The organism is Streptomyces odontomachicola (assembly GCF_039605595.1).
Taxonomy (GTDB): Bacteria; Actinomycetota; Actinomycetes; order Streptomycetales; family Streptomycetaceae; genus Streptomyces.
Genome location: NZ_JBCFOK010000014.1, coordinates 118662 through 143210, shown reverse-complemented (window position 1 = coordinate 143210; position 24549 = coordinate 118662). Strand labels below are relative to the sequence as shown.

The following is a 24549-nucleotide window of genomic DNA, read 5'->3' as shown; positions in this document are numbered from 1 at the left end:
CACTTCCTCCGCGCCCGGCCCGGACAATGCGCGCCGCCGGAACTGCGATGCGCTTACTGGGTGACCCAGTCGTCGGCGTCGTCGCAGTACGCGTCGGCATTCTCCTTGGGGAGGCAGACACGGAATTCGTACTGGGCCGACGAACCGGAGTTCTCACACCGGGAATGCGCAGTTCCAAATGGAGGCGGTCAATTCGCTCCGGGCCGGCCTCATGGCGCCACCGCATGCAGACGAGGGACCTGAAGTGTGAAGCGGCAGAGACGGGCACCCGTGGTCCATGGCTCACACAACAGTGCAAGAAGTGCTCAAGGCCGTCACCGACGCCTCCTTCCCCGCGGGGAAGGAAGAACTCATGAAGGCCGCCCAAGAAGCCCACGCGCCTCCGCAAGTCATGGACGCACTCCGCGAAATGCCCCCGGAGCAGTACGAGAACAAGAACGAGGTGGCGCGCTCCGTACGTGTCGATCCCGACTCCGACGCCCCGCACAGCGACGCCCAGCGGGCCAAGCAGGCGGCACAGCACGGCAAGACCGGTATGGCAGAGCAGCTCCGCGACGCCTCCAAGCCGCCGGTGCAAGAAGAGCTCGACGAGTAACCGCTTCCCCGGGGCGAGGCGCGACCAGGGGGGCGGGGCGGAGCTGTGCCTCAAGGAAGGCGCGTATCGCCCGGCACCGCGACCGCGCCCCGCATGAGCGGTCGCGCGGTCCGGTAAAGGGAAGCGGTCCTCGCCTGCGCCACTCCGTCCCCCGCCACGACGTCGGCCTCGACCGGGAGCACTCCGGAGGGAGTTCCGAGCCGGGTGGGGGCGCCGGGGCGCGCGCTCGTGAGGCGGTGCGGGACCGTGCCGGGGATCTGCGTGGCGACCGCGAGGCACAGGGCGCCCGTGCCCGGCACGGCTCCGTGCACCTGCTCCATCGACAGCATCCGCACCGCCAGGTCGAACGCGTCGGGCGCGATGCGGGAGCCGCTGAGCGTCTCGTACGCGGAAGGCGCCGCCACCACCGCGACCTTCGGGTTGGCCAGGGGAGCCGCCGCGGCGCTCGCCGCGAGGCCCGTGGCCACCGCGCCCTCCCGTCGGATGTGATCGAGCGTGTCCATCAACTGCCCGTCGGACGCGAGGTGTTCGCGGGTCTCCGCTCCCGTGAGGCCGAGCTCGCCGGCGGCGACGAACACGACGGGGTTCGAGGCGTCGACGCACGACACGGTGACCGGCCCGCGCGGGGTGTCGAGCCGCGTGCTCGCGCTCCCCGCGGGCAGGAGCGAGCCCGTACGCGCTCCACCGGGCGAGAGGTATTCGAGCCGTACGGGCGCTCCCGTACCCGCGACTCCGGGGACCTCCAGGTCGCCGGAGACCACGGCCGTCCCGCCGCGCACCTCGAAGGCCGAGCGGAAGAGCTTCCCCGTGTTGGTGTTGAGCACGCGCAAGGTCACGAAGCCGTCGTCGGGCGGGGGCACCACGCCTTCGTCGACGGCGAAGGGGCCCACGGCCGAGGAGAGGTTGCCGCAGTTTCCGGAGTAGTCGACCACGGGACGGTCGATCGCGACCTGCCCGAAGGTGTACTCGACGTCCGCGTCGGCGCGCTCGGAGCCGCGCACCGAGACCACCTTCGAGAGCGACGACGCCCCGCCGCCCATGCCGTCGAGCTGGCGACCGTAGGGGTCGGGGCTGCCGGTCACCGACAGGAAGAGCGCGTCGCGCTCCTCGCCCGCCGGCGGCAGCACCTCCTCACGGAAGAAGACGCCCTTGCTCGTGCCGCCGCGCATGAAGACGGCCGGTACCCACTGCTGCGCCACTTCTGCTCCTCTGCGGCCGTACGGGGTGAAGTGCACCGCCGAGCAGCGTACTTGCCGCTCGGATACCCAATCCTGCTCGAAGACGCGATCCCGCTCGGCGAAGCCGCCCCGCTCACTCGGCGGCCACGGCGATCTCCTCGCCGTCCACGTCGCGGCACGGCCTGCTGCGGTCGGCGAGCAGCGCGTAGAGCGCCGCGCCGGCGAAGGCGCCGATGAACCACGAGAAGCCGGCCACCGCGTGGAAGGCGGGCACCAGCGCGAGGACGACCGCGGCCGCGGCGGCGGGGACGAACGCGGCGACGGCGCGCGGGTTGTAGCCGCGGCGGTAGTGGTAGTCGCCGCGCGCGTCCTCGGTGTAGAGGTCGGGGACGTTCACCCGGGACCGGCGCAGCAGCCAGTAGTCGGCCATGATCACGCCGAACAGCGGGCCGAGCAGGGCACCGAGCCCGCCGAGGAAGTAGTTGACCACCAGCGGGTTGTCGTAGAGGTTCCAGGGCAGGATGGCGAGCCCGATGAGGGCGCTGACCAGGCCCGCGCGGCGGAAGTTGAGCCTGCGGGGGAAGAGGTCGATCAGCGTGTAGATGGGCGCGACGAAGTTGGCCAGCAGGTTCACCGCGACGGTCAGCACGACCAGGGCGAGCGAGGCGAGCGCGAGCAGGAAGGTGTTCGGGATCGTCTGCACGATGTCGGCCGGGCTGGTGATCACGCGCCCGTTCAGCTTGAACTGCGCCCCGCTGAGCACCACGGCGATGAGGGCGAAGAAGAGCATGTTCATCGGGATGCCCACGACGTTGCCGCGCACGATGGCGGCGCGGCTCCGCGCGGAGCGGGTGAAGTCGCAGAAGTTGAGCACGAACGTCCCGTAGATGACCACCCACAGCGCGGCGCCCTGGAGGATCTGGAGCCACATCGCGCCGCCGGTCAGCGGGTGGGAGTTCGACAGCGCGATGGAGCCGTCGGCGCGTACGAACATCCACACCGCCAGCGCGCACATGGTGATCAGGGTGGTGGGGGCGGCGAAGGCCATGTACTTCCTGATCACCTGCATCCCGTAGCTCACGATGAGCACTTGGAGCGCCCACAGCGCCAGGAAGCAGATCCAGCCGAGGGTGGACAGGCCCAGGACGGAGTCGCGGGCGAGCGGCTCGAGGCCCGGGGCCATGGCGAGGACCAGGGACTTGAGCACGGTCGCCGCGAGGTACGTCTGGATGCCGAACCACGCGATGGCCACGCCGCCGCGCACCATCGCGGGGATCCTGGCCCCTTTGACGCCGAAGGCGATGCGGCTCATCACGGGGAAGGGCACGCCCGTCTTGTGGCCCATGTAGCCGGAGAGCGTCAGCAGCAGGAAGAGCAGGACGGAGGCGAGCGCGAAGGCCAGCAGGATGCCCCACACGCTCAGCCCGAGCGCGAACAGGCCGATGGCGAAGGCGTAGTTGCCCAGGCTGTGGGCGTCGTTGGCCCAGAGGGTGAAGACGTTGTAGGCGCCCCAGCGGCGCCCGTCCTTCTTGGTCGGGGCGAGGTCGTACGCGTAGAGCACGGGGCTGGCGCCTCCGGTGTCCTTCGCGGTCGCGGGGGAGTGGTCGTCCATGGCAGTCACAGGCTGCCCCCTATTTTCCGTCAGATCTCGCGGTGGCGCCCGGCGGCGCGATGGCCTGTGCGTTTCCACAAGACGGAAGGGTCGTTCCGATGGCGGGAGCGTAGTTTCGGCCATCGGGAACCGTCAAGGGTCCGCCCCCGCGTACCGAGGCGGCCTCGGAGGCCCCCGGGAGAAGCTGGTCACGGCACGAAACGCGCCGCGCGGGCCGGTGGGCGGTCACGCTCCGCGAGCGTCGATAATTGGCCCATGGATGATCTGCACCGGCACCCGCCCGGCCGGAAGCCACGTCTGCGGTCGGCGCTGCGCGTGAGGAGCATCGCCGGGCGTGTGCTGGTCCTGCAGCTCCTGGTCGTGGTCCTCTTCGTCGCCGTCGGGCTCACCGCGCTGGTCATCCAGGCGCACCGGCAGAGCGAGAGCAAGGCGCGCGAGCACGCGCTGGGCGTGGCCCAGTCCTTCGCCAGCGCGCCGGGCACCGTGGACGCGATGACCTCGGCCGACCCGACCGCCGAACTCCAGCCGCGCTCCGAGCAGGCGCGCCGGCTCGCCGACGTCGGCATCATCACCACCTACGACACCCGCGGCATCCGCTGGAGCAGCAGCCCCCACCCCGAGCTCATCGGGCAGCACGTCGTCGGCCCGTACAAGAAGGCCGCGCACGGCAAGCCCTTCGTGCAGGACTTCACCGGCAATCTCGGCCGCCAGGTCAACGCCGTCGTCCCCGTCTCCGACACCCGCGGCAAGGTCGTGGGCATCGTCTCCGTCGGCATAACGGTGAACGAGGTCAACGACGTGGTGCAGGGCCAACTGCCGATGCTCTTCGTCGCCGCGGGCGCCGCACTCCTGCTGGGCGCGGGCGGCGCCGTGCTCCTGGGGCGGCGGCTGCGCAAGGAGACCCACGGGCTGGGGCCGACGGCGCTGTCGCGGATGTACGAGCACCATGACGCGGTGCTGCACGCCGTGCGCGAGGGCGTGGTCGTGGTCGGCGCCGACGGCCGGCTGCCGCTCGTCAACGACGAGGCGCGCCGCCTGCTCGGCCTGCCCCTGGACGCCGGATACCGGCGGCTGTCCGAACTGCCCCTGCCCGAGGCCATTTCCGAGCTGCTCACCTCGGGCCGCGTGGCCACCGACGAGCTGCATCTTGTCGGGGGCCGGCTGCTGACCGTCAACGTCCGCCACACCGAGCCGTACGGGGCCTCGGGCGTGGTGGCGACGCTGCGCGACACCACGGAACTGCGCACGCTCTCCGACCGCGCCGAAGGGGCCAGGGAACGCCTGACCCTGCTCAACGACGTGGGCCTGCGCATCGGGACCAGCCTCGAAGTGCCGCGCACCGCCGAGGAGTTGGCGGAGGCCACCGCGCCGCGGTTCGCCGACGTCGTCACGGTCGACGTGGCCGACGCGCTCCTGCACGGCAACGAGCCGGAGGCCGACGCCCTGGCGCTGCGGCGAACGGCCGTACGCGGCGCGGCCGTCGGCGACCTCCCGGAGAGGACGGGGGAGCCGGTCGCGTACGCCGCGTCCTCGCCGCAGGGGCGGGCGCTGGACACGGCCGAGGCCGTCGTCGACCCCGCCGTCGATTCGGCGGCGCGGGAGGGTGCGGGTGGTGCCGTCGCGGCTGCCGCGCCGGCGGGGCGGCTCGACGCTCCGGGGGCGCCTCCCGGGGCCCACTCCCTCCTCGCCGTACCGCTGCGCGCCCGCGGCATCGTGATCGGGCTGGTCACCTTCTGGCGCACGGACAGGGCCGACCCCTTCGAGCCCGACGACGTGGCGCTCAGCGTCGAACTCGTCGGCCACACCGCCGTGTGCATGGACAACGCCCGGCGCTACACCCGCGAGCACGCCACAGCCGTCACCCTCCAACGCAGCCTGCTGCCCCGTACGCTGCCCGGGCAGAACGCCTTCGACGTCGCCCACCGCTACCTCCCGGCACCGTCCGGCGTCGGCGGCGACTTCTTCGACGTACTCCCGCTGTCCGGCGGCAGGGCCGCGCTCGTCGTCGGCGACGTCGTCGGCCACGGGCTGCACGCGGCGGCCACGATGGGCCGCCTGCGCACGGCGGTGCACAACTTCTCCACCCTCGACCTCTCCCCGGACGAACTCCTCGCCCACCTAGACGAGTTGGTGGCCCGCATCGACGAGGAGGACCAGGCGGACAAGGAAGCCGAGGGGGAGAACGACGGCGCGGACCTCGGGGACGGCGGGCGCGAGGAGCGCGAGGACGCCCCGCCGGTGACGGGCGCGACCTGCCTGTACGCCGTCTACGACCCGGTGACCGGGGTGGCCACCCTGGCCAGCGCCGGGCATCCGGGCCCCGCGCTGGTCCACCCCGACGGCACGGTCGAGCTGCCCCGGGTGCCCACCTCACCGCCGCTGGGCGTGGGCGGGCAGCCCTTCGAGACCACGGAGATGCACCTGCCCGAGGGCACGCGCCTGGCGCTCTACACCGACGGCCTCGTGGAGGACCGCCACCGCGCGCACGGCACGGGCAGCGAGCTGCTCCAACGCGCGCTGGCCGACGCGGCGGACTGCGAGCCCGAGGCCATGTGCCGGGCGGTGTTCGACGCGGTGCGGCCCCGCGACAGCCAGGACGACATCGCGCTGCTCATCGCGCGTACCCGCACGCTGGGTTCCGAGGAGGTCGCCGAATGGGACCTGCCCAGCGACCCCACGGCCGTACCGCAGATCCGCGCCGCCTGCCGCGACCGGCTGGAGACCTGGGGCCTGGACCACCTCACCTTCACGACCGAGCTGATCCTGAGCGAACTCGCCACGAACGCGATCCGGTACGGGGCCGAGCCCATCCGCGTCCGCATGATCCGCGACAACCACCTCACCGTCGAGGTCGCCGACGGCAGCAGCACATCACCCCACCTGCGACGGGCGGCGGTCACGGAGGAGGGAGGACGCGGCCTGTTCCTGATCGCCCAGTACGCCCAACGCTGGGGAACGCGCTACACCCCCCGGGGAAAGGCCATCTGGGCCGAACAGTCCCTCCACGCACCTTTGCCGTCTCCTGCGGCCGACGCCTCGGACGAGGACCTGCTGGAGCAGTGGGCAGATGAGGGGTGGTGAGCGGTGTGGGCTTGAGGCGGTGAGGGGGGAGGGGCGTTGAGTGCCGTGCATCGGCCAAGCCGTGACGGCCCCGTCGCATCGACCGCCTCCGGAGTTCTTATGAATGCAGTGAATAATGCAGTGAATGCCGTGCGGAAGACCGTTCATTCCATCGACGGCGAGCTGCTCAGTGCCTATGCGGTGAACCCCGGGACCGCCGGTGCCGGCCGGCACGGGGTGGTCATCATGCACGGGGCGGGGACGGGCGACAAGCAGCGCAATCTGCCGCTGGCGGAAGACTTCGCCGCGCGCGGGCACACGGCGGTCGCGCTCGACTTCTCGGGCCATGGTGAGAGTTCGGGCACGCTGCCCGAACTCAGCCTCAGGCGCCGTCGCGACCAGGCGTCGGGGGTGATCGAGCAGGTGCTCCCTCCCGGACTCCCCCTGATCCTGGTCGGCTTCAGCATGAGCGGCCAGACGGTCGCGGACCTGATGGACCCCCTCGGGGACCGGGTGGCCGCGGTCGTGCTGTGCGCCCCTGGCGTATACGGGCAGCGGACAGCGGATGTCCCTTTCGGCGCGGGTTTCACCGAGCTCATCCGCGAGCCGGAAAGCTGGCGGGACAGCGCGGCGTTCGACGTCTTCGCGCGGTTCACCGGCCGCGCCGTACTGGTGCTTCCGGAGGCGGACGAGGTCATCCCCGCAGGGGTCACCGCCGGCCTCGAATCCGCCCTGGGCACCTCGTCCGACCTCTCCGTGGTACGCCTCACCGGGGCACCCCACCAACTCGGCACCTGGCTGTCCGCCCAGCCGCAGCACCGGCAGATGGTCGTCGGCTCCGCGTTGTCGGCGAGCGTGGGGGAGTCGGACCGCGCCGGTAGGTGAGCAGGGCTGTGCTCACGGCCCACAGCTCAGGCTCACAGCTCACGGTGAGGCGCGCGTCATGCCGCGCTTTGCCGCTGGGAAGAGCGCGCCGCGCTGCGGTGCCTCCTCCTCAGCGCGATATGTGCCACCGCGGAAACAGCGGCAGTGATGATGCCGGCGGCCAGAAGCACGGCGCAGATGACGATGACGGGGTTCACCCAGCCGGGCACCAGGTCGAAGTCGGCGTTGCACTTGTTGTGCAGCGGGAACAGGTGGCCCATTTCCCCGGCGTGCTGCTGTCGGTAGCTGTCGTCGTAGTGCTCCTGCTGGGCTACGCACGCCTTGCGCACGTCCAGGGCGCCGGAGAAGAAGCCGACGGCGTAGGAGACGAGCAGGCCGAGCAGCGCCACGGGCGCTGTTGCCGCGCCGAGCGCCAGCCATGTTCCGGGACGTCGGCCGCTCCCCGCACGCAGCGCCGCGGTGCCCCGCCGGGCGGCCCGCACGACGAGGAGGCCGGCCGAGCCCAACGCCAGGGCGCCTGCCGCGATCACCACGGCGGGCCAGCCGATGGCGAAGAGCATCAGAAGGCCCATGACGGCGACGCCGCTGAGGTAAAGCCACTTCTCTGTGCCGCGGTCCGCCATGGGGCCCCCTCGATTTCCGGTAGGTCGCGGTCTTACGGCGTGAGGGAGGGCCGACTGCATGAGGCCGGCGCCCCGTTGGGAGCGCCGGCCTCACCGTCGGGCCTGTGTGTCCCTCAGTTGCGGCGGCCCTTGAAGGCCTTGCGTACGAAGTGGACGATCAGCGCGATCACCACCACGACGAAGACGATCAGGAGGATCACGAGGACGATCAGGAAGATGCCGAGTTTCTTGAAGAAGCCGCCCTTCTTCTTTTTCTTGCCCGACTTCTTCTCGATCACCGAGACCTTGGCGGCGTGCCCCTTGTGCCGCGCCGTGGTGACGGTCGTACCACCCGTGTCGGTGGTCGCCGAATGCGGGGCCGCGGCCGCCCGTTGGTGGGCGACCGGCGCCGCGGAGGCGGTGGGCGCCGCCAGGAGCAGGGCCCCGAGCACCGCCAACATCACCGCCGCCGGCCGGCTTCTCCGGCGCATCCGCCCGCGGTTCGGCGACGAGGCCCCCACGGCCGCCCGCTCCACGTCATCTCGCTGTACGGCGTTCACCGCACCTCCCGGTGCCATCTCTCGAATGCTGTGTGCTGTGTGCTGTGTGCTGAGGGCGCATCGGCGCGCCCGTACCGCCAACATCATCCCCGTACCGCCGACACCCGTGTGCGCAGGCCCGGTTTCACGTCCGCGCGACGGCCTCCAGCGGGCTCGGCGCGACCGCCCGGCGCGCGGGCAAGGCTGCGGCCGGCGCCCCGATCGCCAGGGAGGCCAGGCAGATGAGGAGCAGCGTCCCCCACGGCGGCGCCAAGGCGTACTGCCGCACCGCCCCGTCCGCCAACGCGCCGACCGACCAGGCGCCGAACACCCCGCCCGCCAGCCCCAGCAGGGTGCCGAACGCGGCGACGGTCACCGCCTCCAGAATCCTGGCGTGGACGGACTCCGCGCTCGCCGAGGCCGCTGGTGAGGATCGCCCGCGCGTGAGCTTCGGCGCGGGCCTGTTGGTCTTGCTCATGGGGGCGAAGGCCCCGTACCGGCCGGTGGCGGAGATGAGCCGGAGGACTACGAGTCCGCGTTCCGTGGCAAGGTGCGCAGCCAGATCGAGCTGGTGCGGCAGGGAGTGCGGTACGTCGCCGAGCGCGGCTCGTTCACGCTGATCACCGGGGTGCTGGCGCGCGATCCGATCCCCACGAGCAGCGCGGCTTCGAGGGCGAACGGGGCGGTGGAGGCCTTCGTGCGGGCGGCGCGATCGAGATCGCGCCGCGGCGGATCAACGCCGTCAGCCCGGCGGGTGAGCGCGTACGGCAACCGACGCGTACCGCGGCTGAGGAGTCCCGCAGGAGCCCCGCACCCGAGAAGGGGCCCAAGTCCCGTGTGGGGCACGGCGGTCGCCGTGCCCCACACGTTCCCTCATGAAGTCATGAAGTGGTGTGGGACCTACGCCGGCGGGAGATCCCGCGGCGGACCATGGCGACAAGGCTGCCGATGATCGCAGCGCCCATCAGGCCGTAGACCGCGCCTCCGAGCGGATCGCCGTCGTTCACCCAGGAAACGCCCACGGCGCACGCCCACCAGAGGAGCCCCACCACGACGGCAGGCCCGTCGCCGTTGACCGAGCGCACGACGGAGCGACGGGGATTGCGGAAGTAGACGAAGGTCTCCAGGGCGATCGCCAGGACGGCGATCGCCACGAGCCAGAACCCTGTCATGCCTGCGACCTCCCTTCCGTCAGCGGCAGTAGCCACCCTTGTACTCATCGGGCTTCAGCCAGGTGTTGATCTTAAGGCACTTGTTGTGCGACTTGGCGATGTTCGCCATGGTGGTCCAGCCGGCGAGCGTGATGGAACTGGGGGCGCCGATCCCGGGGATCATGCCCGCGGCCGCGGCGAGGAAGCCGCCGCCCAGCGCGGCCTTGTTGGTCTCGCTCTTGTTGAAGTACAGCGTGCCGGTGATGATTCCCCACTTGAACTGGGGGTCGGCGACCACGGGGAACGCCGTGTCCTTCGTCGTGTCGACCTGCTGGACGAGGGTGTCGCCCTCGAGCCGGTAACTCGTGTGCACCTTCTTGCCGTTGGCGTCCTTGGCCCACGGCGCCTCGATGGTGCCGACGGTCACGGCGGGCTGGTCGTCACCGGCCTTGCCGTGACCCGTCTTGCCGTCACCGGTCTTGTCGCCATCGGCCTTGCGCACCAGGTCGTAGCCGCCGTCCTCGTTGGCGACGGCCTCGGTGCCTGCCGGGAGGTTCAGTTCGTAGCGCTGCTGGGTGGGTGCCGCGCTGTCCTTGAGCGTGGTCAGGGCGCGGGCGCCGCCGTCCCCGGTCAACTGGACCGCGATGTCGGTGGACTGGGCGGCATCCGGGTAGACGACGGTTCCCGTGTCGGATCTGGAGCCGTCGACCGTGCGGCTCTCGGGCAGTCCCAGGCCCGCCGTACTGCCGTCGTGCGCGACGATCCGGACCTCGCCCGCGGCGTTCCGCGGAGCCTTGGCGACGCCCGTACGGCCGTCCCGCTCGGTCCGCGCGACCGCCGCCGCGTCCTGGGCTGAGGTGGTGGCGGCCAAGTCGTGGGTGCCGGTCGCGCTTTCGACGGTACGGGCGGCCCGCTCCGTCCGTGACGGGCCGTCACTGGCCTGGGCGGCAGGCGCGATCGTCAGCAACATGGCGCCTGCGGTCGTGGCCGCGACGACGCCGCCGGCTATGTGCGTGCTCCGCTTCATGAACGGACCCTCCTATGACTGATACATGGCGATTACGTGGCGATAAAACCGGTGCGTGCGCGCAGGTGAGCCCGCACGCACCGGGCAATCCGTGTGCGCCAAGATCATATACGTAAACGATCTTGAAAACGGACATAGGCCCAGGTAGACGCAGATCAGGCGCGAGGAGAGGTTTACTTCTCAACTAGGGCTGGGGTGCGCATGTTCGGGCAGTGGCATGGGCGAGCTCGAGCTGTACGTCGGCGAAGGGCGTCGCACAGAGGGGGAACGGAGGGGGGAGCGGCGGGCCCTCGAATGCTCACCGCGCAACGCGGCAGGCCGCGCGTTCGACGAGGCCCTCGGCATGCGCCCCGTGTCGATCTGCGGGGTCTGTACTTGGTGGGCTTCACCGCTGCCAGGAGTGGGACGCGTCGTGAACGGTTGCGCCGAGCCTGTGCCCCACCCAATGCGCCGGTGGCGCGGCACGCCCGCCATGCGTCGGTGGCTTCGCGGTTTCCCGGACGGGTGGCCTTGGGGCACGTCGCCGCATGGCGAGTGACCCTGTACGCCCCCCGGCGGCGCATGTCGGGTCCGTTTCTGCGGGGCACGGATCGCTGTTGCGGGCATTGTTCAGCCTTGTACGTCTGCTGCTTCCCGGCCGTGCCGGGGCGGCGTCGGGACCGGCCCGCCCATGCGATGCCGAAGAACGGAGACACAACCATGCCGCTGACGGCCGCGAACGTCGAAGGTGAGATGGAGGCCGCGAACCAGGCAGGTGATCCGCCGGCCGACGCGCTGGTGTCGGATCTGATCGACAGGAACGAGGTCGACGGGGTCAACGGCCTGTTCCGCACGATCGGGACCCTGAAGCCGGGCCAGGACCACTCGCAACTGCCCCCGAGGCTGGCGGAGTTCCTCAAGGACGCGTCCGACGACCCGCCCGGCTGGAGCGATGCGGACGCTGCGGCAGCGGAGGGCTTCTTCCGCAACCACCACGGCGAAGCGTCCATGCTGCAGGGCACGGTCGGCCTCATCGGCACGTATCTCTCTCCCACCGGCGCCTTCACGCTGCGTTCCACCGGGCGGCTCGGCGGTGTGGAGGGCCCGGGGCGGCGGCTGTCGCAGTCCTCGCGGCTGTTCATCGGCATGGGCGACGACAATGCCCTGCGCGACGGCAGCCTCAAGGCGACCGTGACCAAGGTGCGGCTGGTGCACTCCTCGGTCCGGCAACTGCACAAGAAGAGCGGTGAGTGGGACTACGAGAAATGGGGCGAACCGGTCTCACAGAAGTACACCGCCGGTGCCATCTGCGTCTTCAGCGTCCAGATCCTCGAGGCGCTCGAGAACCTCGGCGTGCACGTCTCCGACGAGGACCGCCAGGGCTTCATGTGTGCCTGGCACTACATCAACCACTACCTCGGCACGCCGGAGAAGTGGCTGATGCCCAAGGACGCGGACGAGGTGGACCGGCTGTGGCGGATCCAGCGGGAGACGGAGTGGAAGGAGACCGAGGACGGCAAGTTCATGACCGAGCAGGCCCTGAAGTTCTACAGGGAGGAGATGGTGCCGCCGCCGCTCTACGATCCCTTCGTCGCGATGGTCCGCAAGGCGCTCGGGGACGAGTACGCCGACAAGGCCGGCATCCCGAGCAACGCGGTCCTCGACACCGGCGCCGAGTTCGCCTCGGCCGGCCATGACCTCGCCAGCAGCACCTTCGGTGGCGTCCTCGGCGGCGCGGCCGAAGAGGCCACCGGGACCAATCCGTACGACGCGATCCTGGGCAAGGCGTCGAAGGCGTTCAACAAGATCCAGGAGTACGCCCTCACCCACGACAAGGACAAGCAGCCCCAGATGCACCAGGAGCTCCACGACAACCGCTGAGCGTTGACGGAACGCCCGGGCAGGCGGCGGTCCGCTGCCCCTCAGGAGGGCATCCGGTGGACCGCCGGGGCCCGTGCGCGGGCTCAGCTCCTGCGCGCGAGAGTGCCGTCGTGGACCTGGTCCCCGAGGTGGAGCGGCTCAGGGCTGTAGGCCAACGTGCTGCAACCCATTTCCGTCCACCCCGACCTGAGCACCGGTATCGAGAGACCATGACCGGGGTGTCGCCGTGGGCGGTCATCGGCTGCCCCCCCCGCCGTCCCCACGGCCCGCCTGGTCAGCATCGTCGTGACCGGTGAGTACGGTGTGCCGATGGAGATCTTCCATCTGCGCTACTTCGTCGCGGTTGCCGAGAACCTCAGCTTTTCGCGGGCCGCCCGCCAACTGCACATGGCCACTTCGCCGTTGAGTCAGCGGGTACGGGATCTCGAGCGCGAGCTGGACGTGCGGCTCCTGGACCGCGACTCGCACCGGGTGGAGCTCACGCGCGCGGGCGCGGCGCTGCTGCCCATCGCGCGGGACGCGCTGGGCAGGTTCGACGACATCCCGTGGAAGCTGCGCGAGGCGGTCACGGGGCCCGAGCGCAACACCGTCTTCATCGGCGTACCGCCAGCCCTGCACACCAGCCTGCGCGACCGCCTCGACGAGGTGCAGCAGGACTGCGCGCAGGCGTACGACCTCAAGCGCTGGCCCGGCAGCAGCCAGGGACTGCTGCGCGCCGTGCAGCGCGGTGACCTGGGGCTCGCCCTCGTACGGCTGCCGGCGGAGGCCGAGGGCGTGACCGTGCGGCAGGTGCTGCGCGAGCCGCTGGGCGCGCTGCTGCCCGCGGCGGAGTTCGGCGACCGCACCGAGGTCTCGCTCTCCGAGCTGACGGGGCACACCTACGTGGGGCCGCCGAGCTGGATACAGCCCGCCTATTTCGACGAGCTGAGTTCCCGCATGGAGGCTTCCGGAATTCATCGCCGGGTCATTCCGCGTACCGGGGATTTCGACAACATCCGGGATATCGTGGCGAACGGCGAGGTGTTCTCGATCACCATCATGGATCCGGGTGATGGAATGCGCGGCAGGAGCAGTGACGCCACCGTCGTACTCCCGTTCCGGGACTTCTCGCCCGAGCTGGTGACCGGCGCCTGCTGGCGCGCCGACCGCGCGGAAGAGGGTGGCGACCTGCACGGACTCATCGAGGCGACCTGCCGCGTCATGCAGGTCGACCCTCCGGAGAACGGCCCGGAAATCCCTTTGTAAGGGAAGGGTAAGGAGGCGGATAAAGGGCGTGACCGCTGTGGTCACGCCCTTGTTCGGGGAATGGTGACGCCCTCGTATTGAGGTCGGGACCTTGGTCCTGTTTCCATTGCATGTATCGAGAAATTACCTCGTCAGGAGAACGCAATGGACCGCTCAGGGCCGCTCGCAGGCGTACGCGTCATCGACATGGCGACCGTGGTGATGGGGCCGTACGCGGCACGCATCCTCGGCGACCTCGGCGCCGACGTCATCAAGATCGAGTCGCCGAACGACACCGTGCGCCAGGGCACCGTGCACCGCACCCCGGGCATGACCCCGCTCAACCTCAACGTCAACCGCAACAAGCGCAGCGTCGCCCTCAACCTCAAGGACGACGCCGAGCGCGCCCGCGCCCTGGAGCTGATCGGCACCGCCGACATCCTCATCACCAACATGCGCATCGGCGCGCTGCGCCGCCTCGGCATGGACTACGAGAGCCTGGCCGCCGCCAACCCGCGGCTGGTCTACGCGCACGCCCAGGGCTTCCGCTCGGACTCCGAGCGCGCGAACCTCGCCGCGTACGACGAGACCGTGCAGGCCGCCTCCGGGCTGGTCGACATCGCCAACCGGGCCGGTGACCTGCAGTCTCCCGTGGTGCTGCCGAGCATCTTCGCCGACAAGGTCGCCGCGCTGACCCTCGCGCACACCACCCTGGCGGCGCTCGTGCACCAGCGGGCCACGGGCGAGGGCCAGCACATCGAGGTGCCCATGGCCGACACGCTGCTCGCCTTCAACCTGGTCGAGCACCTGCAGGGGCACACCTTCGAACCGCCGCTGGGGCCCACCGGGTTCACGCTGTCCATGAACAAGGGGCACAGGGCCCGCCCCACCCGGGACGGCCTCGCGATGATCATCCCGTACACGCCGCAGAACTTCCGCGACCTGTTCACCGCGGCCGGCCGCCCCGAACTGGCCGAGGACCCGCGCGTGAACGGCGACTTCATCGACGCGCAGCACGACGGCGAGGCGCTGGCCGCGCTCGTGGACGAGGTCACACCCGTCCTCACCACCGAGGAGTGGATCGAGGTGTGCACCAAGAACAGCATCCCGGTCGGCCCCGTGCTGGAGCTGGAGAGCGCAGCCGAGGACCCGTACGTGCGGGAGGGCCGGCTGCTGGAGGTCGCCGAGCACCCCAGCGAGGGCAGCTACCGCGTGATCGGCGACCCGACCCGCTTCTCCGCCACCCCGCCCTCGGTACGCCGCCACGCCCCGCTGCCGGGCCAGCACACCGACGAGGTCCTGGCCGAACTGGCCGAGCTGACCGGACTGCCTGAACCCGCGGACGCCGCCGCAGACCAGGGCGCCCAGAAGGAGAACCACTGATGACCGCCACACCCGGGAACGCCACCCCCGAAGGTGGTGCGGCTCCCACCCCCGTACGTACAGAGGACCCCGTACGCACCGAAACCGTCGGCAGCACCCTCGTCATCACCCTCGACCGGCCCCGCGCCCGCAACGCCGTCGACGCCGCCGTGGCCGAGGGGATCGCGGCGGCACTGGACCGGCTGGAGTCGGAACCGGCCCTCCGCGCGGCCGTGCTGACCGGCGCCGACGGCACCTTCAGCGCCGGCATGGACCTCAAGGCCGCCGCGCGCGGCGAGCAGGTCGACGTCCCCGGCAAGGGCTTCGCCGGACTGACCGAGGCCCGCGTGAGCAAGCCGCTGATCGCCGCCGTCGAGGGCCCCGCCATGGGCGGCGGCTTCGAACTCGCCCTCGCCTGCGACCTCGTGGTCGCCTCCGACACCGCGCGCTTCGCCCTCCCGGAGGTCAAGCGCGGGCTGATCGCGGGCGGTGGGGGAGCGGTACGGCTGCCGCGCCGCATCCCGTACCACCTGGCCATGGAGCTGCTGCTCACCGGCCGCACCCTCGACGCGGCGCGCGCCCGCGACCTGGGCATCGTCAACCAGGTCACGGCGGAGGGCGGCGCCCTGGACACGGCGCTGGAGCTGGCCGATGAACTGGCCGCCAACGCTCCGCTCGCCCTGGCCGCCGTCAAGGAGGTCGTACGGGCGGCGGACGGGGCGGACGAGCCGAGCGCCTTCTCCGCACAGCGCGAGACCGTTCAACGCCTCGTCGCCTCCGAGGACTTCGCCGAAGGGGTGCGCGCCTTCTCCGAGAAGCGCGCCCCGGTCTGGAGCGGACGATGAACCGCGAAGAGATCCTGCAGCACAACAACACCCCGCTGACGGCGCCCGCCTACCCGCCCGTCGCCGCCCGCTTCACCGACCGCGAATACCTCAACATCGTCTACCGCACCGACTACGACGCGCTGCGCGCCGCGGTCCCCGAACCGCTGGAGGTCGACGCGGACGCGCCGCTGGTGCGGTTCGAGGTGATGAAGATGAACGAGGTCAGCGCGTACGGACCGTACGTCGAGGCGGGACAGGCCATCCCGGTGCGCCACGAAGGCGAGCAGGGCGAATACCTGCACGCGATGTACCTGGACAACTTCCCCGCCACCGCGGCAGGACGCGAGATGAGCGCCTACCCCAAGGTCCAGGGCAGCCCCGCGCTCTACGCCGACCACGCGGCGCTGGTGGGCACGCTGGACTACGGCAGCCTGCGCGTGGCCACGGCCACCATGGGCTACAAGCACCACCCCCTCGACCTCGACCGGGCCCGCGCCGAGATCACCGTCCCCACGTACATGCTCAAGCTCGTGCCCGGCTACGACGGCCGGCCCCGGGTGTGCGAGCTGGTCCGCACCCGCATCAGCGACGTGCGGGTCAAGGAGGCGTGGACGGGCCCCGCGCGGCTGGAGCTGTACGCGCACGCCCTCGCCCCCCTGGCCGACCTCCCCGTGCGCGAGGTGGTCTCGGCCAGCCACCTGGTCACCGATCTCACCCTGGACGCGGTCACCCCCGTCCACGACTACCTGGCCTGATCACCCCTGATCACAGGGCCGGATGGAGCATCAGCCATGCAATACCAACAGATCGCCGTCGTCGGCGCGGGCACCATCGGACTGTCCTGGGCGGGCCTCTTCGCCGCCCACGGACTGGCGGTGACCGTCACCGACCCGCGCGCCGACCTGGACGAAGTGGTGGCCGCGGCACTGCCTGCCGACCTCGCCTCCCGCGTCCGTACGACGCCGAGCCTGGCCGAAGCGGTGCGCGGCGCCGATCTCGTGCAGGAGAACGGGCCCGAGCGGCTGGAGTTCAAGCAGCAGCTCTTCGCCGACATCGCCGAGGCCGCACCGAACGAGGCCGTCCTCGCCACCTCCAGCTCCGGGATCATCGCCTCCGACATCGCCCGCGAGCTGCCGGACTCCGTGGCCCGGCGCCTGCTGGTGGCCCACCCCTTCAACCCGCCGCACATCGTGCCGCTGGTCGAACTCGTACCGGGGGAGCGGACCGAGGAGTCCGTGGTCGCCGAAGCCGACGCCTTCTACCGGGAGCTGGGCAAGCAGCCCGTACGCCTGCACAGGGAGCTGCCCGGCTTTGCCGCGAACCGCCTCCAGAGCGCGGTCCTGCAAGAGGCCATCCACCTCGTGCTCAGCGGCGTGGTGGACGCCGCCGAGCTGGACACCGTCATGAAGGCGTCGCTGGGCGGGCGTTATGCGGCCGTCGGCCCCTTCGAGAGCTTCCACCTGGGCGGCGGTCCCGGCGGCATCCGCCACATGCTGGAGCACCTGGGCCCCGGCCTCGAAGCCGGCTGGCAGCGGCTGGGCCACCCGGAGCTGACCGAGGACGCCGTGGCCACCCTCGTCGAGCAGACCGAGGCCGCGTACGGCTCGGGCCCCGAGGCGTACGAGGAGCGCGCGGCGCTGCGCGACCGGCACCAGCGCGCGATCGAGCGGGCCCTGGAGGGCTCGGACGCCGGCGCCTGAAGGGGCCGTCCCCCGGTGCTCGTACACACATCCCGTACGGCAGCTCGCACAGGCATCCCGCAGTGGCCGTACGCAAGAAAGAAGGTCCATCATGCCCAAGCCCCCTGTCACCACCCCCGACTTCCTCGACTACGCGTCCCTGCTGGACGAGGGTGAGCGCGAGGAACTCGCCTCGATCCGCGGCTACCTCGAATCCGAGGTCAAGCCGCTGGCCAACTCCGCGTGGGAGAAGGCGGAGTTCCCCTCCGAGGTCATCGGGAAGATCGCCAAGCTGAACCTGGCCGGGTACTCCTACCCCGAGTACGGCGACGGGCGCCGCCGCGGCGCGCTCTTCCCCGGCTTCCTCAACCTGGAGCTCAACCGGATCGACCCCTCCTTCGCCGTCTTCTCCGGCGTGCACACCGGCCTGGCCATGGGCAGCATCCACGGCGGCGGCGACGCCGAGCAGCGCGAGCGCTGGCTGCCCGCCATGGCCCGCATGGAGAAGATCGGCGCCTTCGCGCTGACCGAGCCCGAGGGCGGCTCCGACGTCGCCGGGGGCATGCGCACGACGGCGCGCCGCGAGGGCGACACCTGGGTGCTCGACGGCGCCAAGCGGTGGATCGGCAACGGCACCTTCGCCGACCTGATCGTGGTGTGGGCCCGGGACACCGAGGACGGCAATGTGAAGGGCTTCGTCGTCGAGAAGGGCACGCCGGGATTCACCGCCACCAAGATCGAGGGCAAGATCGCCCTGCGGACGGTGCAGAACGCCGACATCACCCTCGACGGCGTACGCGTTCCCGAGGCCAACCGCCTCCAGAACATCAACACCTTCCGCGACACCGCCCGCGTCCTGGAGCGCACCCGCGGCGGCGTCGCCTGGCAGGCGCTCGGCGTTTCCGTACGCGCCTACGAGCTGGCCCGCGAATACGCCGTCACGCGCGAGCAGTTCGGCAGGCCCATCGGGGGCTTCCAGATGATGCAGGACCTGCTGGTGAAGATGCTCGGCAACATCACCGCCATGTACGGGGTCGTCGTACGGCTCAACCAGCTCGTGGCCGAGGGCCGCGGCCGCGCGGACCAGGCGGCGCTGGCGAAGGCGTTCGCCACCACGCGCATGCGCGAGGTGGTCGCCTGGGCGCGCGAACTGTTCGGCGGCAACGGCATCGTCCTCGACTACGAGGTCGCCCGCTTCTTCGCCGACGCCGAGGCCCTCTACTCCTTCGAGGGCACCCGCGAGATGAACACCCTGATCGTGGGGAAGTCGATCACGGGGCACAGCGCGTTCGCGTGAGCGGCGCGGGTGCTGCCCGCGTCGCGTAGCCGCCGTCCCGGTCCCGTGCGGGGCCGGGACAGCGCTGTGCGCTCGGGCTTCACTTCTCCCGGGCGGCGCCTAGGCTGGCCGGGTGGGTTTCTGGGTGACGCTGTCGCGGCACGACGCGGCGCGGGTCGACGCGTTGCTGGACCACCCCGATGGGCCGTCGGCGGGACGGGAGCGGCTGCGCTCGGCCTGGAGCGCGGGACTGTCCCCGCGCAGTCCGGGGGAGGGCGAGCCGGCGCTGGAGTGCCTGGAGGAGAACGACGACATCCGGCGCAACTGGGACGGCCTGCATGTGCTGTTGACCGGCTGCCGCGACCACCGGCACGACGATGACGAGCCACCCTGCGGGGAGGCGCCCGCGCGCGACGCCGTACGGGGCGGCCAGGCTCTCACCGGTGCGGACAGCAGTGCGCAGCTCCAGACTCCCGTACTGCTGATGCCGGACGCGGTGCGCGCCGTACGCGACTTCCTGCGGGGCCTGGACGCCCACCGCCTGCTCCGCGAGCGCGCCGACCTGGTCGAACGGGCCGGTGTCTACTCCTTCCACATGACCGTCGGCCTGCCCGACGGGAGCAGCAGGCGCATGAGCATGATCGAGGACGGCTCCCTGGCCGCGAGCCTCGAAGGCGTACGCGGCTTCTACGCGCGTGCCGCGGCGGCCGGAAACGCCGTGATCAAGGAGATCTCCTGACTCGCTTGAGGTCGGCCTGCCGGTGACCGCGGGCGGCACGGACCGTGCCCATTACGGTGAGGACCATGGACGCGATCGAACCGGACCACGCGGAACTGGACGCCGACGCGGAGTACGAGGGTGATCTCGCGCAGGAACTGTGCCGGATGGCCGAGGAGGACCACGCGGCGGCGCACCTCGCCAACAGCGCGGACTTCACCGACCAGTTGGCGTGGCGCCGTATCGCGGCGCAGCACGGTGACCGCCTGCTGCAGATACTCCAGGAGCACGGCTGGCCCACCGCCTCGCGGGTCGGCCCGGACGCGTCCCGCGCCGCATGGCTCCTGGCCCAGCACGCCGACCGACAACTGGAGGTGCAACGGCTGGCCCTGCGCCTGCTCGACGAGGCGGTCGGCCAGGGCGAGGCCCCGCTCGACCAACTGGCCTTCCTCTACGACCGCACCCGCGTGAACGAGGGCCGCGAACAGCTCTACGGCACACAGATCGCGGGCGTGGACGCCTCCGGGGCTCCCATTCCCTGGCCCTGTGAGGATCCGGAACGCATGGACGAGCGCCGCGTCGAGGTGGGGATCGAGCCCTTCGGCGTTTACACGGCGCGGTTCGGTACGTCCGGGTAGACCCAGCATGTGGGGCGGTCGGGGATGGCGCTCACCGCGTGGTGAACGCCATCGCCCTTCATGGCGTGGGCCGGGCGGCCGTCGGCGTGGTCGCCGCCGTGCTGACCGTGTCGCGCCATCGTTGGTGCAGCGCATCCATGCCGGGCAGGGCGGAGTCGGTGACGAACACGGCGCTCGAGCGGTCCCGGTGGGTGAAGAGAAGGGCGGAAGCGGGGGAGCCGAGCGGGAGGCAGGTCAGGGGCTGGACGGCGTCGACGGGATCGCCGCGGAAGGACAGCGGATTGCGGAAGACCAGGTGGGAGCAGAAGACGGAGCCGCGCTCCGGCCGCAGCAGGGTCTTGAAGGAGGCTTGTACGAGCCACGGCGGGGGCCCGTAGGTCAGCCGCCGTACGGCTTCCCGGTGGGCCGGGGATTTCAGCGGGGCGGCAGCGCGCACGGTGTCACATAAGGCCCGCGGCAAGGGCGTTCCCGGGCCGGGCAGGGAGAGCCTGCCGGCGGCGGTGTGGTTTCCCGGGAGCGCGAGCGTGGTCGTAGTACGGGCGTTGACAGCCACCGTGACCGGGGTACGCGGGGTCGGGCGAGGGTGGTACCGCGTGACCCACCCCTGCACGGCGTGCGCGAGCGTGGCCATGTAGGCGTCGTTCACCGTCCCGGCGAAGGGAGCGGCGAGGGCGCGCAGCGTGGGAGTGGGGACGGCGGTCCACTGGAAGATGCGTTCAGCGGAGTGCCCGTGTTGTGGGTGCGGCCACAGCCCCGTCTTGGCGGTGGCCCGCGCCAAGAGGCGGGCGGCGGCGGTCGTTTCGCGGAGAGTCGGCCGCGGCGGTTCGGCCAGGTGACGGACCGCCGCTGAGCTGCGGTGGTACGGGATCGCCGTCGGGGTGAAGAGGGTTTCCAGAGCGTGGACGAACCCGCCGCCGTCCTGCAGCCCGTGGTTCACGCGGTAGAGGACGGCATAGCGGTACCGCGCATACCCGTACAGGAGCGTCAAATCCCAGGGAGGCGCGCCGGGGACGAAGGGAGCCCGGGCCAGCTCCCGTACGGCGTCGTCGGTGGTGTCGCCTGCGGCGAGGGGGTGGGCGCGGATGTGATGTTCGAGGGTGGGGTGGGTTTGGTGCCAGCGGGCTTGTAAGCCGCGCCCCTGCATGACCGACGACAGGGCCGGTATGGAGGAGAGGCGCCGGCGGACGTGATCGGTGAGCGCTTGGAGGGGCGGGCGCGTGCCGTGGAAGTGGAGGAGCGCTCCTATGGTCATCGAGGGATCGTGGTAGAGCAGCGCGTCCAGGGGAGACGGCCGTTGGGACTTCGGGGACATGAATTCCTCGGGTGGGAGGGACATCCCGGCTGGGTTGTCACGGGAGGGTTGCCGGGTGCGGGGGACATGGGGCTCCCGGCGACGTTGCCAAGACGATTTGCGTGATCGAACTGTGTGGCGTGAGAGGTGAGTAGATCCGGTATTCGGTTGACGTGGGAGGGTGCGGGCGCGGGGAAGAGGCGCATTTGGCGCGTGGTGGGGTGAGGGGTGCGCCGCTTGCTTTCCGTTGTGCGCCGTTGAAGGCGTGTGAGTGTGCGGGGCTCGTGGGGGAGCGCGCCGCACGTACTTCGGCTGTGGGTGCGTGGGTGGCGCCGCTTCGTGTGCGGGTTGCGGCCCCGCGACTATGCGGCTTCGTCCGGTGGGCTGCATGGTCGTGAGCGTCGGGCAGGCCGCGGACGCGAATGCTGGGCAGCGATCGGCCCCCTCCTCGCCGAGAGGACCACCCACGCGGAGGCGGCGGAGAAGAGGAGCAGGACCCCGTAGGCGAGGGCGTTCAGACCGGGGCGGGAACCCGGAGGCGGATCGATCACCATCGCCGCGAAGGCCGCCGCGGACGCCAGGGCGAACAGGACGGCCGCAACGGGGTGTTGCCCCGGCCGCAGCGCGCCCGTGCGGCGCAGGACGATCAGCGCGGGGAACGGCACGGCGACCAACGCCTGGCTGACGACCCCTTGGGGATCGCCGAGCGCGCGCCCGAGAGCGGCGATGCCCGCGCAGGACACGACGATCACTACGAGCGCGTACGCGGCCAGCCCGGCCACCGGTACGCCGGGACAGTGGCGCGCGCGATGGGCGAAGCACAGATACAGCAGCAGGCCCTCGACCAGGACGAAGCCGGGCTCGAAGTAGTACAGCGCGTCGTAAGGCCGCATGAAGCCGAAGACCTGCATGCCGTCCCACGCGGCCCAGGCGGCCAGCGCGGTCAGCGGGATCGGCGCGCGGCGCTGCGTGAACCCCACGCGCAGGTAGATCACCACGGCCGCGGAGAAGAGGAGGAGGGTGGTGGTGAAGAGAACCGCGAACACCGACATGCCGACTCCGATGTGCCGCAGGGAGCGAACGGGTGGCCGGCGCAGGGTGGCCGACCGCGAGTCGTCGCCTGTACCAGCGCCAAGTCCCGCCGCTGCCACGGCAGCGCGACCTCCCGCCTCGCCGGACACGGAGCATCTGCCCACCGCCCTCCGGCGCCAGCGGCGTGCGACGGGGTGCGGGGAAGCACGGCAGCGCGCGGAGCAGCGGCGCTGTCGCCGTACAGCGTCGGCCGGTGAAGTGAACCGTTCCTGAGCGAGGCGGAGGACGGAAACGGACGCCGCCCTGGGAGATGCACTGGGAGCAAGGGCGGTGTTTTCAACCCTCCTGCCTGGACCTTCAGTTGGTGATCCGGCCGCCCGCGACGTCCACGGTGAGGCCGGTCAGCCAGGACGCGGCGTCCGAGGCGAGGAAGAGCGCTGTCCGGGCGACGTCGTCGGTCGTGCCCATGCGGCCGAGCGGATGCATGGCCGCGACCTTGCGCTGGATGTCGGACGGCATGTCGCGCTCGACCCGCTCGGTGCGGATGGTCGACGGCGCGATGGAGTTGACCCGCACTCCGCGAGGCCCGACCTCGGTGGCCAGGTGGCGGGTCAGCATGACCATCCCGGCGTTGGCGACGCCGTAGGCGAGGTTGGCCCGGCTGGGCTGGCGCCCCGCGGACGAGGACATGGTGATGATGGAGCCGTGGCCGCGTTCGAGCATGCCGGGCAGGAACGCCCGGATGGTCAGGAACCCGGAGGTCAGGTCGGAGTCGATGACCTCGCGCCAGCGCTGCTCGGTCAGTTGCTCGGAGGGAACGGGATGCCCCTGCCCTCCGGCGAAGGCGGCGAGGACGTCAACGGGGCCGAGGTGGGACTCGGCCTGCCGGCGCACGCGCTCCAGCGCCGCGGACTCGGTGACGTCGGCGACGACGGCGAGGGCCTTTCCGCCCCGGTGGGTGATGCCGGCGACCACCGCGTCCAGGGCCTCCCGGTCCCGGCCCACCGCGCAGACCGCGGCGCCCTGGTCGGCGAAGGCACGCGCCGTACGCGCGCCGATGCCGCGTGAACCGCCGGTGACGATGACGGTCTTGCCTCGCAGGTCGGGGTATTCGCTGAGCATGGGGGACTCCTCGGGGGAGGCCGGCTGATGAGTGAGGGGCCGGGCGGCGTGCCCTTTACAGGCGTTGCCTACCGGCGTTGCCGTTGCCGGCGCTGCCGTCAGCGGCGCGGCGTGCGGTGGCGGGTGTGCGGGAGCAGCACCGCGACGAGCAGGAGCCACAGGGTGCCGCCGAAGCGCACGACGGGAAGCAGATAGCCGAAGCCGAACGCCACCAGGGTGAGCGTGGAGACCATCCCGACGGCGGCGAGTACGAGTCCGCTCCAGGCCACGGCGCGCGGCAGCAGCCCGGCGAGCAGGCCCGGTACGGAGACTCCGGCGATGAAAAGGGCGAGCATCACCGCGTACGCGGGGCCGCCGGAGACGAAGGAGAGGTCGGCCAGGGCGCGCGCGAGCGCGGAACCCGCGTCAGCGGGCAGACGGCCCCCGGCCCAGGCGAACATCGCGCTGATCGTCAGCGCGGCAGCGGCCAGCACCCCTCCGACCAGGGCGATCGCCGAACCCGGCGCGGTGATGCCCAGCGCGCGCAGCCGGCGGTAGAGCACCGCAGCCGAGAGCGCCAGGGGCACAGCGGAGGAGAACAGCAGGAAGGCGCCGACCTTGATCGTGGTGCCGTGCGCCCGTGTGTAGTCCAGAACCGCGAGGCCCGAGGCGTCGGGATGCGGGGTGGAGCGGTTGACGAGGACGTACGCGAGGGTCAGCACGGCGAAGGCGCCGACGGGAGCCACCAGGGGCGGGCCCGACCGCGGACGGCGTGATGCGGCTACGGGAGGTTGCGCGAGGGACATGGGCTGCTCCTCCGTCGTTTCTCTACCGCGCTATACCCGCGATAATGATTACAAGTCGGAACGATTGTCAAGGGGGTATGGTGTTC

At 71.2% G+C, this 24549-nt stretch carries 24 protein-coding genes; 12 read left to right on the top strand and 12 right to left on the bottom strand.

Annotated features, from left to right (window positions below):
- Window positions 1–277 precede the first annotated feature (277 nt).
- Complete coding sequence (locus tag ABEE00_RS24825) at window positions 278–595, top strand: DUF2795 domain-containing protein (protein ID WP_345747869.1); 318 nt, start codon at window positions 278–280, stop codon at window positions 593–595.
- Window positions 596–645: 50 nt separating this feature from the next.
- On the opposite strand, the gene ABEE00_RS24820 is transcribed toward ABEE00_RS24825, so the two are convergent.
- Window positions 646–1794 carry a 2-methylaconitate cis-trans isomerase PrpF family protein gene (locus tag ABEE00_RS24820; protein ID WP_345747868.1) on the bottom strand — a complete coding sequence of 383 codons (1149 nt, stop codon included), beginning with the start codon at window positions 1792–1794 and terminating at the stop codon, window positions 646–648.
- Between the two features lie 112 nt (window positions 1795–1906).
- Window positions 1907–3385 carry an NCS1 family nucleobase:cation symporter-1 gene (locus tag ABEE00_RS24815; RefSeq protein ID WP_345747966.1) on the bottom strand — a complete coding sequence of 493 codons (1479 nt, stop codon included), beginning with the start codon at window positions 3383–3385 and terminating at the stop codon, window positions 1907–1909.
- A gap of 255 nt (window positions 3386–3640) precedes the next feature.
- Between ABEE00_RS24815 and ABEE00_RS24810 the strand changes: the two genes are divergently transcribed.
- Both ABEE00_RS24810 and ABEE00_RS24805 read left to right on the top strand, forming a co-directional pair.
- A complete protein-coding gene (locus ABEE00_RS24810; RefSeq protein ID WP_345747867.1) occupies window positions 3641–6466 on the top strand; it encodes a SpoIIE family protein phosphatase in 2826 nt (941 codons plus the stop codon).
- 129 nt (window positions 6467–6595) lie between these two features.
- Window positions 6596–7330, top strand: coding sequence for an alpha/beta hydrolase (locus ABEE00_RS24805; RefSeq protein ID WP_345747866.1), 735 nt, complete (start codon window positions 6596–6598; stop codon window positions 7328–7330).
- A gap of 56 nt (window positions 7331–7386) precedes the next feature.
- Here the strand turns inward: ABEE00_RS24805 and ABEE00_RS24800 are convergent, their stop codons facing one another.
- From ABEE00_RS24800 to ABEE00_RS24775, 6 genes are all read right to left on the bottom strand, one after another.
- Window positions 7387–7953, bottom strand: a complete 567-nt coding sequence (locus ABEE00_RS24800) for a hypothetical protein (protein ID WP_345747865.1) — start codon at window positions 7951–7953, stop codon at window positions 7387–7389.
- 113 nt (window positions 7954–8066) lie between these two features.
- Window positions 8067–8510: a hypothetical protein gene (locus tag ABEE00_RS24795; protein WP_345747864.1), complete on the bottom strand. Its 444-nt coding sequence runs from the start codon at window positions 8508–8510 to the stop codon at window positions 8067–8069.
- A gap of 106 nt (window positions 8511–8616) precedes the next feature.
- A complete protein-coding gene (locus ABEE00_RS24790) occupies window positions 8617–8949 on the bottom strand; it encodes a hypothetical protein (protein WP_345747863.1) in 333 nt (110 codons plus the stop codon).
- A gap of 47 nt (window positions 8950–8996) precedes the next feature.
- Window positions 8997–9242: a hypothetical protein gene (locus tag ABEE00_RS35875; protein WP_451918661.1), complete on the bottom strand. Its 246-nt coding sequence runs from the start codon at window positions 9240–9242 to the stop codon at window positions 8997–8999.
- A 110-nt stretch (window positions 9243–9352) separates the two neighbouring features.
- Window positions 9353–9643: a hypothetical protein gene (locus ABEE00_RS24780; RefSeq protein WP_345747862.1), complete on the bottom strand. Its 291-nt coding sequence runs from the start codon at window positions 9641–9643 to the stop codon at window positions 9353–9355.
- A gap of 19 nt (window positions 9644–9662) precedes the next feature.
- A complete protein-coding gene (locus tag ABEE00_RS24775) occupies window positions 9663–10649 on the bottom strand; it encodes a hypothetical protein (RefSeq protein WP_345747861.1) in 987 nt (328 codons plus the stop codon).
- A 699-nt stretch (window positions 10650–11348) separates the two neighbouring features.
- On the opposite strand from ABEE00_RS24775, the gene ABEE00_RS24770 reads away from it, so the two are divergent.
- From ABEE00_RS24770 to ABEE00_RS24730, 9 genes are all read left to right on the top strand, one after another.
- A complete protein-coding gene (locus tag ABEE00_RS24770) occupies window positions 11349–12509 on the top strand; it encodes an oxygenase MpaB family protein (protein WP_345747860.1) in 1161 nt (386 codons plus the stop codon).
- 309 nt (window positions 12510–12818) lie between these two features.
- Window positions 12819–13754, top strand: a complete 936-nt coding sequence (locus tag ABEE00_RS24765) for a LysR family transcriptional regulator (protein WP_345747859.1) — start codon at window positions 12819–12821, stop codon at window positions 13752–13754.
- 144 nt (window positions 13755–13898) lie between these two features.
- Complete coding sequence (locus ABEE00_RS24760) at window positions 13899–15116, top strand: CaiB/BaiF CoA transferase family protein (protein WP_345747858.1); 1218 nt, start codon at window positions 13899–13901, stop codon at window positions 15114–15116.
- Window positions 15116–15940, top strand: coding sequence for a crotonase/enoyl-CoA hydratase family protein (locus tag ABEE00_RS24755; RefSeq protein ID WP_345747857.1), 825 nt, complete (start codon window positions 15116–15118; stop codon window positions 15938–15940). The genes ABEE00_RS24760 and ABEE00_RS24755 overlap by 1 nt, the downstream gene beginning before the upstream one ends.
- A complete protein-coding gene (locus ABEE00_RS24750) occupies window positions 15937–16677 on the top strand; it encodes an acetoacetate decarboxylase (RefSeq protein WP_345747856.1) in 741 nt (246 codons plus the stop codon). The genes ABEE00_RS24755 and ABEE00_RS24750 overlap by 4 nt, the downstream gene beginning before the upstream one ends.
- Before the next feature lie 36 nt (window positions 16678–16713).
- On the top strand, window positions 16714–17622 hold the full coding sequence (locus ABEE00_RS24745; RefSeq protein ID WP_345747855.1) for a 3-hydroxyacyl-CoA dehydrogenase NAD-binding domain-containing protein: 909 nt from the start codon (window positions 16714–16716) through the stop codon (window positions 17620–17622).
- A gap of 91 nt (window positions 17623–17713) precedes the next feature.
- Window positions 17714–18898, top strand: coding sequence for an acyl-CoA dehydrogenase family protein (locus ABEE00_RS24740; RefSeq protein WP_345747854.1), 1185 nt, complete (start codon window positions 17714–17716; stop codon window positions 18896–18898).
- Between the two features lie 112 nt (window positions 18899–19010).
- On the top strand, window positions 19011–19616 hold the full coding sequence (locus ABEE00_RS24735; protein WP_345747853.1) for a DUF1877 family protein: 606 nt from the start codon (window positions 19011–19013) through the stop codon (window positions 19614–19616).
- A gap of 65 nt (window positions 19617–19681) precedes the next feature.
- Window positions 19682–20233 (top strand): DUF6624 domain-containing protein, encoded by a 552-nt coding sequence (locus ABEE00_RS24730; RefSeq protein WP_345747852.1) that lies wholly within the window; start codon window positions 19682–19684, stop codon window positions 20231–20233.
- A gap of 58 nt (window positions 20234–20291) precedes the next feature.
- Here the strand turns inward: ABEE00_RS24730 and ABEE00_RS24725 are convergent, their stop codons facing one another.
- The 4 genes from ABEE00_RS24725 to ABEE00_RS24710 form a co-directional block, all read right to left on the bottom strand.
- Window positions 20292–21545, bottom strand: a complete 1254-nt coding sequence (locus tag ABEE00_RS24725) for a wax ester/triacylglycerol synthase domain-containing protein (RefSeq protein WP_345747851.1) — start codon at window positions 21543–21545, stop codon at window positions 20292–20294.
- Between the two features lie 341 nt (window positions 21546–21886).
- Window positions 21887–22576 (bottom strand): hypothetical protein, encoded by a 690-nt coding sequence (locus tag ABEE00_RS24720; RefSeq protein ID WP_345747850.1) that lies wholly within the window; start codon window positions 22574–22576, stop codon window positions 21887–21889.
- Window positions 22577–22913: 337 nt separating this feature from the next.
- Entirely contained in the window at window positions 22914–23678 is a 765-nt protein-coding gene (locus ABEE00_RS24715; protein WP_345747849.1) for an SDR family NAD(P)-dependent oxidoreductase, read from the bottom strand.
- Window positions 23679–23776: 98 nt separating this feature from the next.
- Entirely contained in the window at window positions 23777–24463 is a 687-nt protein-coding gene (locus ABEE00_RS24710; RefSeq protein ID WP_345747848.1) for a DUF4386 domain-containing protein, read from the bottom strand.
- Window positions 24464–24549: the final 86 nt, after the last annotated feature.

Excerpts from the sequence above, each read along its gene's own strand:
- ABEE00_RS24825 (WP_345747869.1), top strand. The coding sequence starts at position 278 with ATGGCTCACACAACAGTGCAAGAAGTGCTCAAGGCCGTCACCGACGCC.
- ABEE00_RS24815 (WP_345747966.1), bottom strand. The coding sequence starts at position 3,385 with ATGGACGACCACTCCCCCGCGACCGCGAAGGACACCGGAGGCGCCAGC.
- ABEE00_RS24810 (WP_345747867.1), top strand. The coding sequence starts at position 3,641 with ATGGATGATCTGCACCGGCACCCGCCCGGCCGGAAGCCACGTCTGCGG.
- ABEE00_RS24800 (WP_345747865.1), bottom strand. The coding sequence starts at position 7,953 with ATGGCGGACCGCGGCACAGAGAAGTGGCTTTACCTCAGCGGCGTCGCC.
- ABEE00_RS24795 (WP_345747864.1), bottom strand. The coding sequence starts at position 8,510 with ATGGCACCGGGAGGTGCGGTGAACGCCGTACAGCGAGATGACGTGGAG.
- ABEE00_RS24790 (WP_345747863.1), bottom strand. The coding sequence starts at position 8,949 with ATGAGCAAGACCAACAGGCCCGCGCCGAAGCTCACGCGCGGGCGATCC.
- ABEE00_RS24780 (WP_345747862.1), bottom strand. The coding sequence starts at position 9,643 with ATGACAGGGTTCTGGCTCGTGGCGATCGCCGTCCTGGCGATCGCCCTG.
- ABEE00_RS24775 (WP_345747861.1), bottom strand. The coding sequence starts at position 10,649 with ATGAAGCGGAGCACGCACATAGCCGGCGGCGTCGTCGCGGCCACGACC.
- ABEE00_RS24770 (WP_345747860.1), top strand. The coding sequence starts at position 11,349 with ATGCCGCTGACGGCCGCGAACGTCGAAGGTGAGATGGAGGCCGCGAAC.
- ABEE00_RS24765 (WP_345747859.1), top strand. The coding sequence starts at position 12,819 with ATGGAGATCTTCCATCTGCGCTACTTCGTCGCGGTTGCCGAGAACCTC.
- ABEE00_RS24760 (WP_345747858.1), top strand. The coding sequence starts at position 13,899 with ATGGACCGCTCAGGGCCGCTCGCAGGCGTACGCGTCATCGACATGGCG.
- ABEE00_RS24755 (WP_345747857.1), top strand. The coding sequence starts at position 15,116 with ATGACCGCCACACCCGGGAACGCCACCCCCGAAGGTGGTGCGGCTCCC.
- ABEE00_RS24750 (WP_345747856.1), top strand. The coding sequence starts at position 15,937 with ATGAACCGCGAAGAGATCCTGCAGCACAACAACACCCCGCTGACGGCG.
- ABEE00_RS24745 (WP_345747855.1), top strand. The coding sequence starts at position 16,714 with ATGCAATACCAACAGATCGCCGTCGTCGGCGCGGGCACCATCGGACTG.
- ABEE00_RS24740 (WP_345747854.1), top strand. The coding sequence starts at position 17,714 with ATGCCCAAGCCCCCTGTCACCACCCCCGACTTCCTCGACTACGCGTCC.
- ABEE00_RS24730 (WP_345747852.1), top strand. The coding sequence starts at position 19,682 with ATGGACGCGATCGAACCGGACCACGCGGAACTGGACGCCGACGCGGAG.
- ABEE00_RS24725 (WP_345747851.1), bottom strand. The coding sequence starts at position 21,545 with ATGTCCCCGAAGTCCCAACGGCCGTCTCCCCTGGACGCGCTGCTCTAC.
- ABEE00_RS24720 (WP_345747850.1), bottom strand. The coding sequence starts at position 22,576 with ATGTCGGTGTTCGCGGTTCTCTTCACCACCACCCTCCTCCTCTTCTCC.
- ABEE00_RS24715 (WP_345747849.1), bottom strand. The coding sequence starts at position 23,678 with ATGCTCAGCGAATACCCCGACCTGCGAGGCAAGACCGTCATCGTCACC.
- ABEE00_RS24710 (WP_345747848.1), bottom strand. The coding sequence starts at position 24,463 with ATGTCCCTCGCGCAACCTCCCGTAGCCGCATCACGCCGTCCGCGGTCG.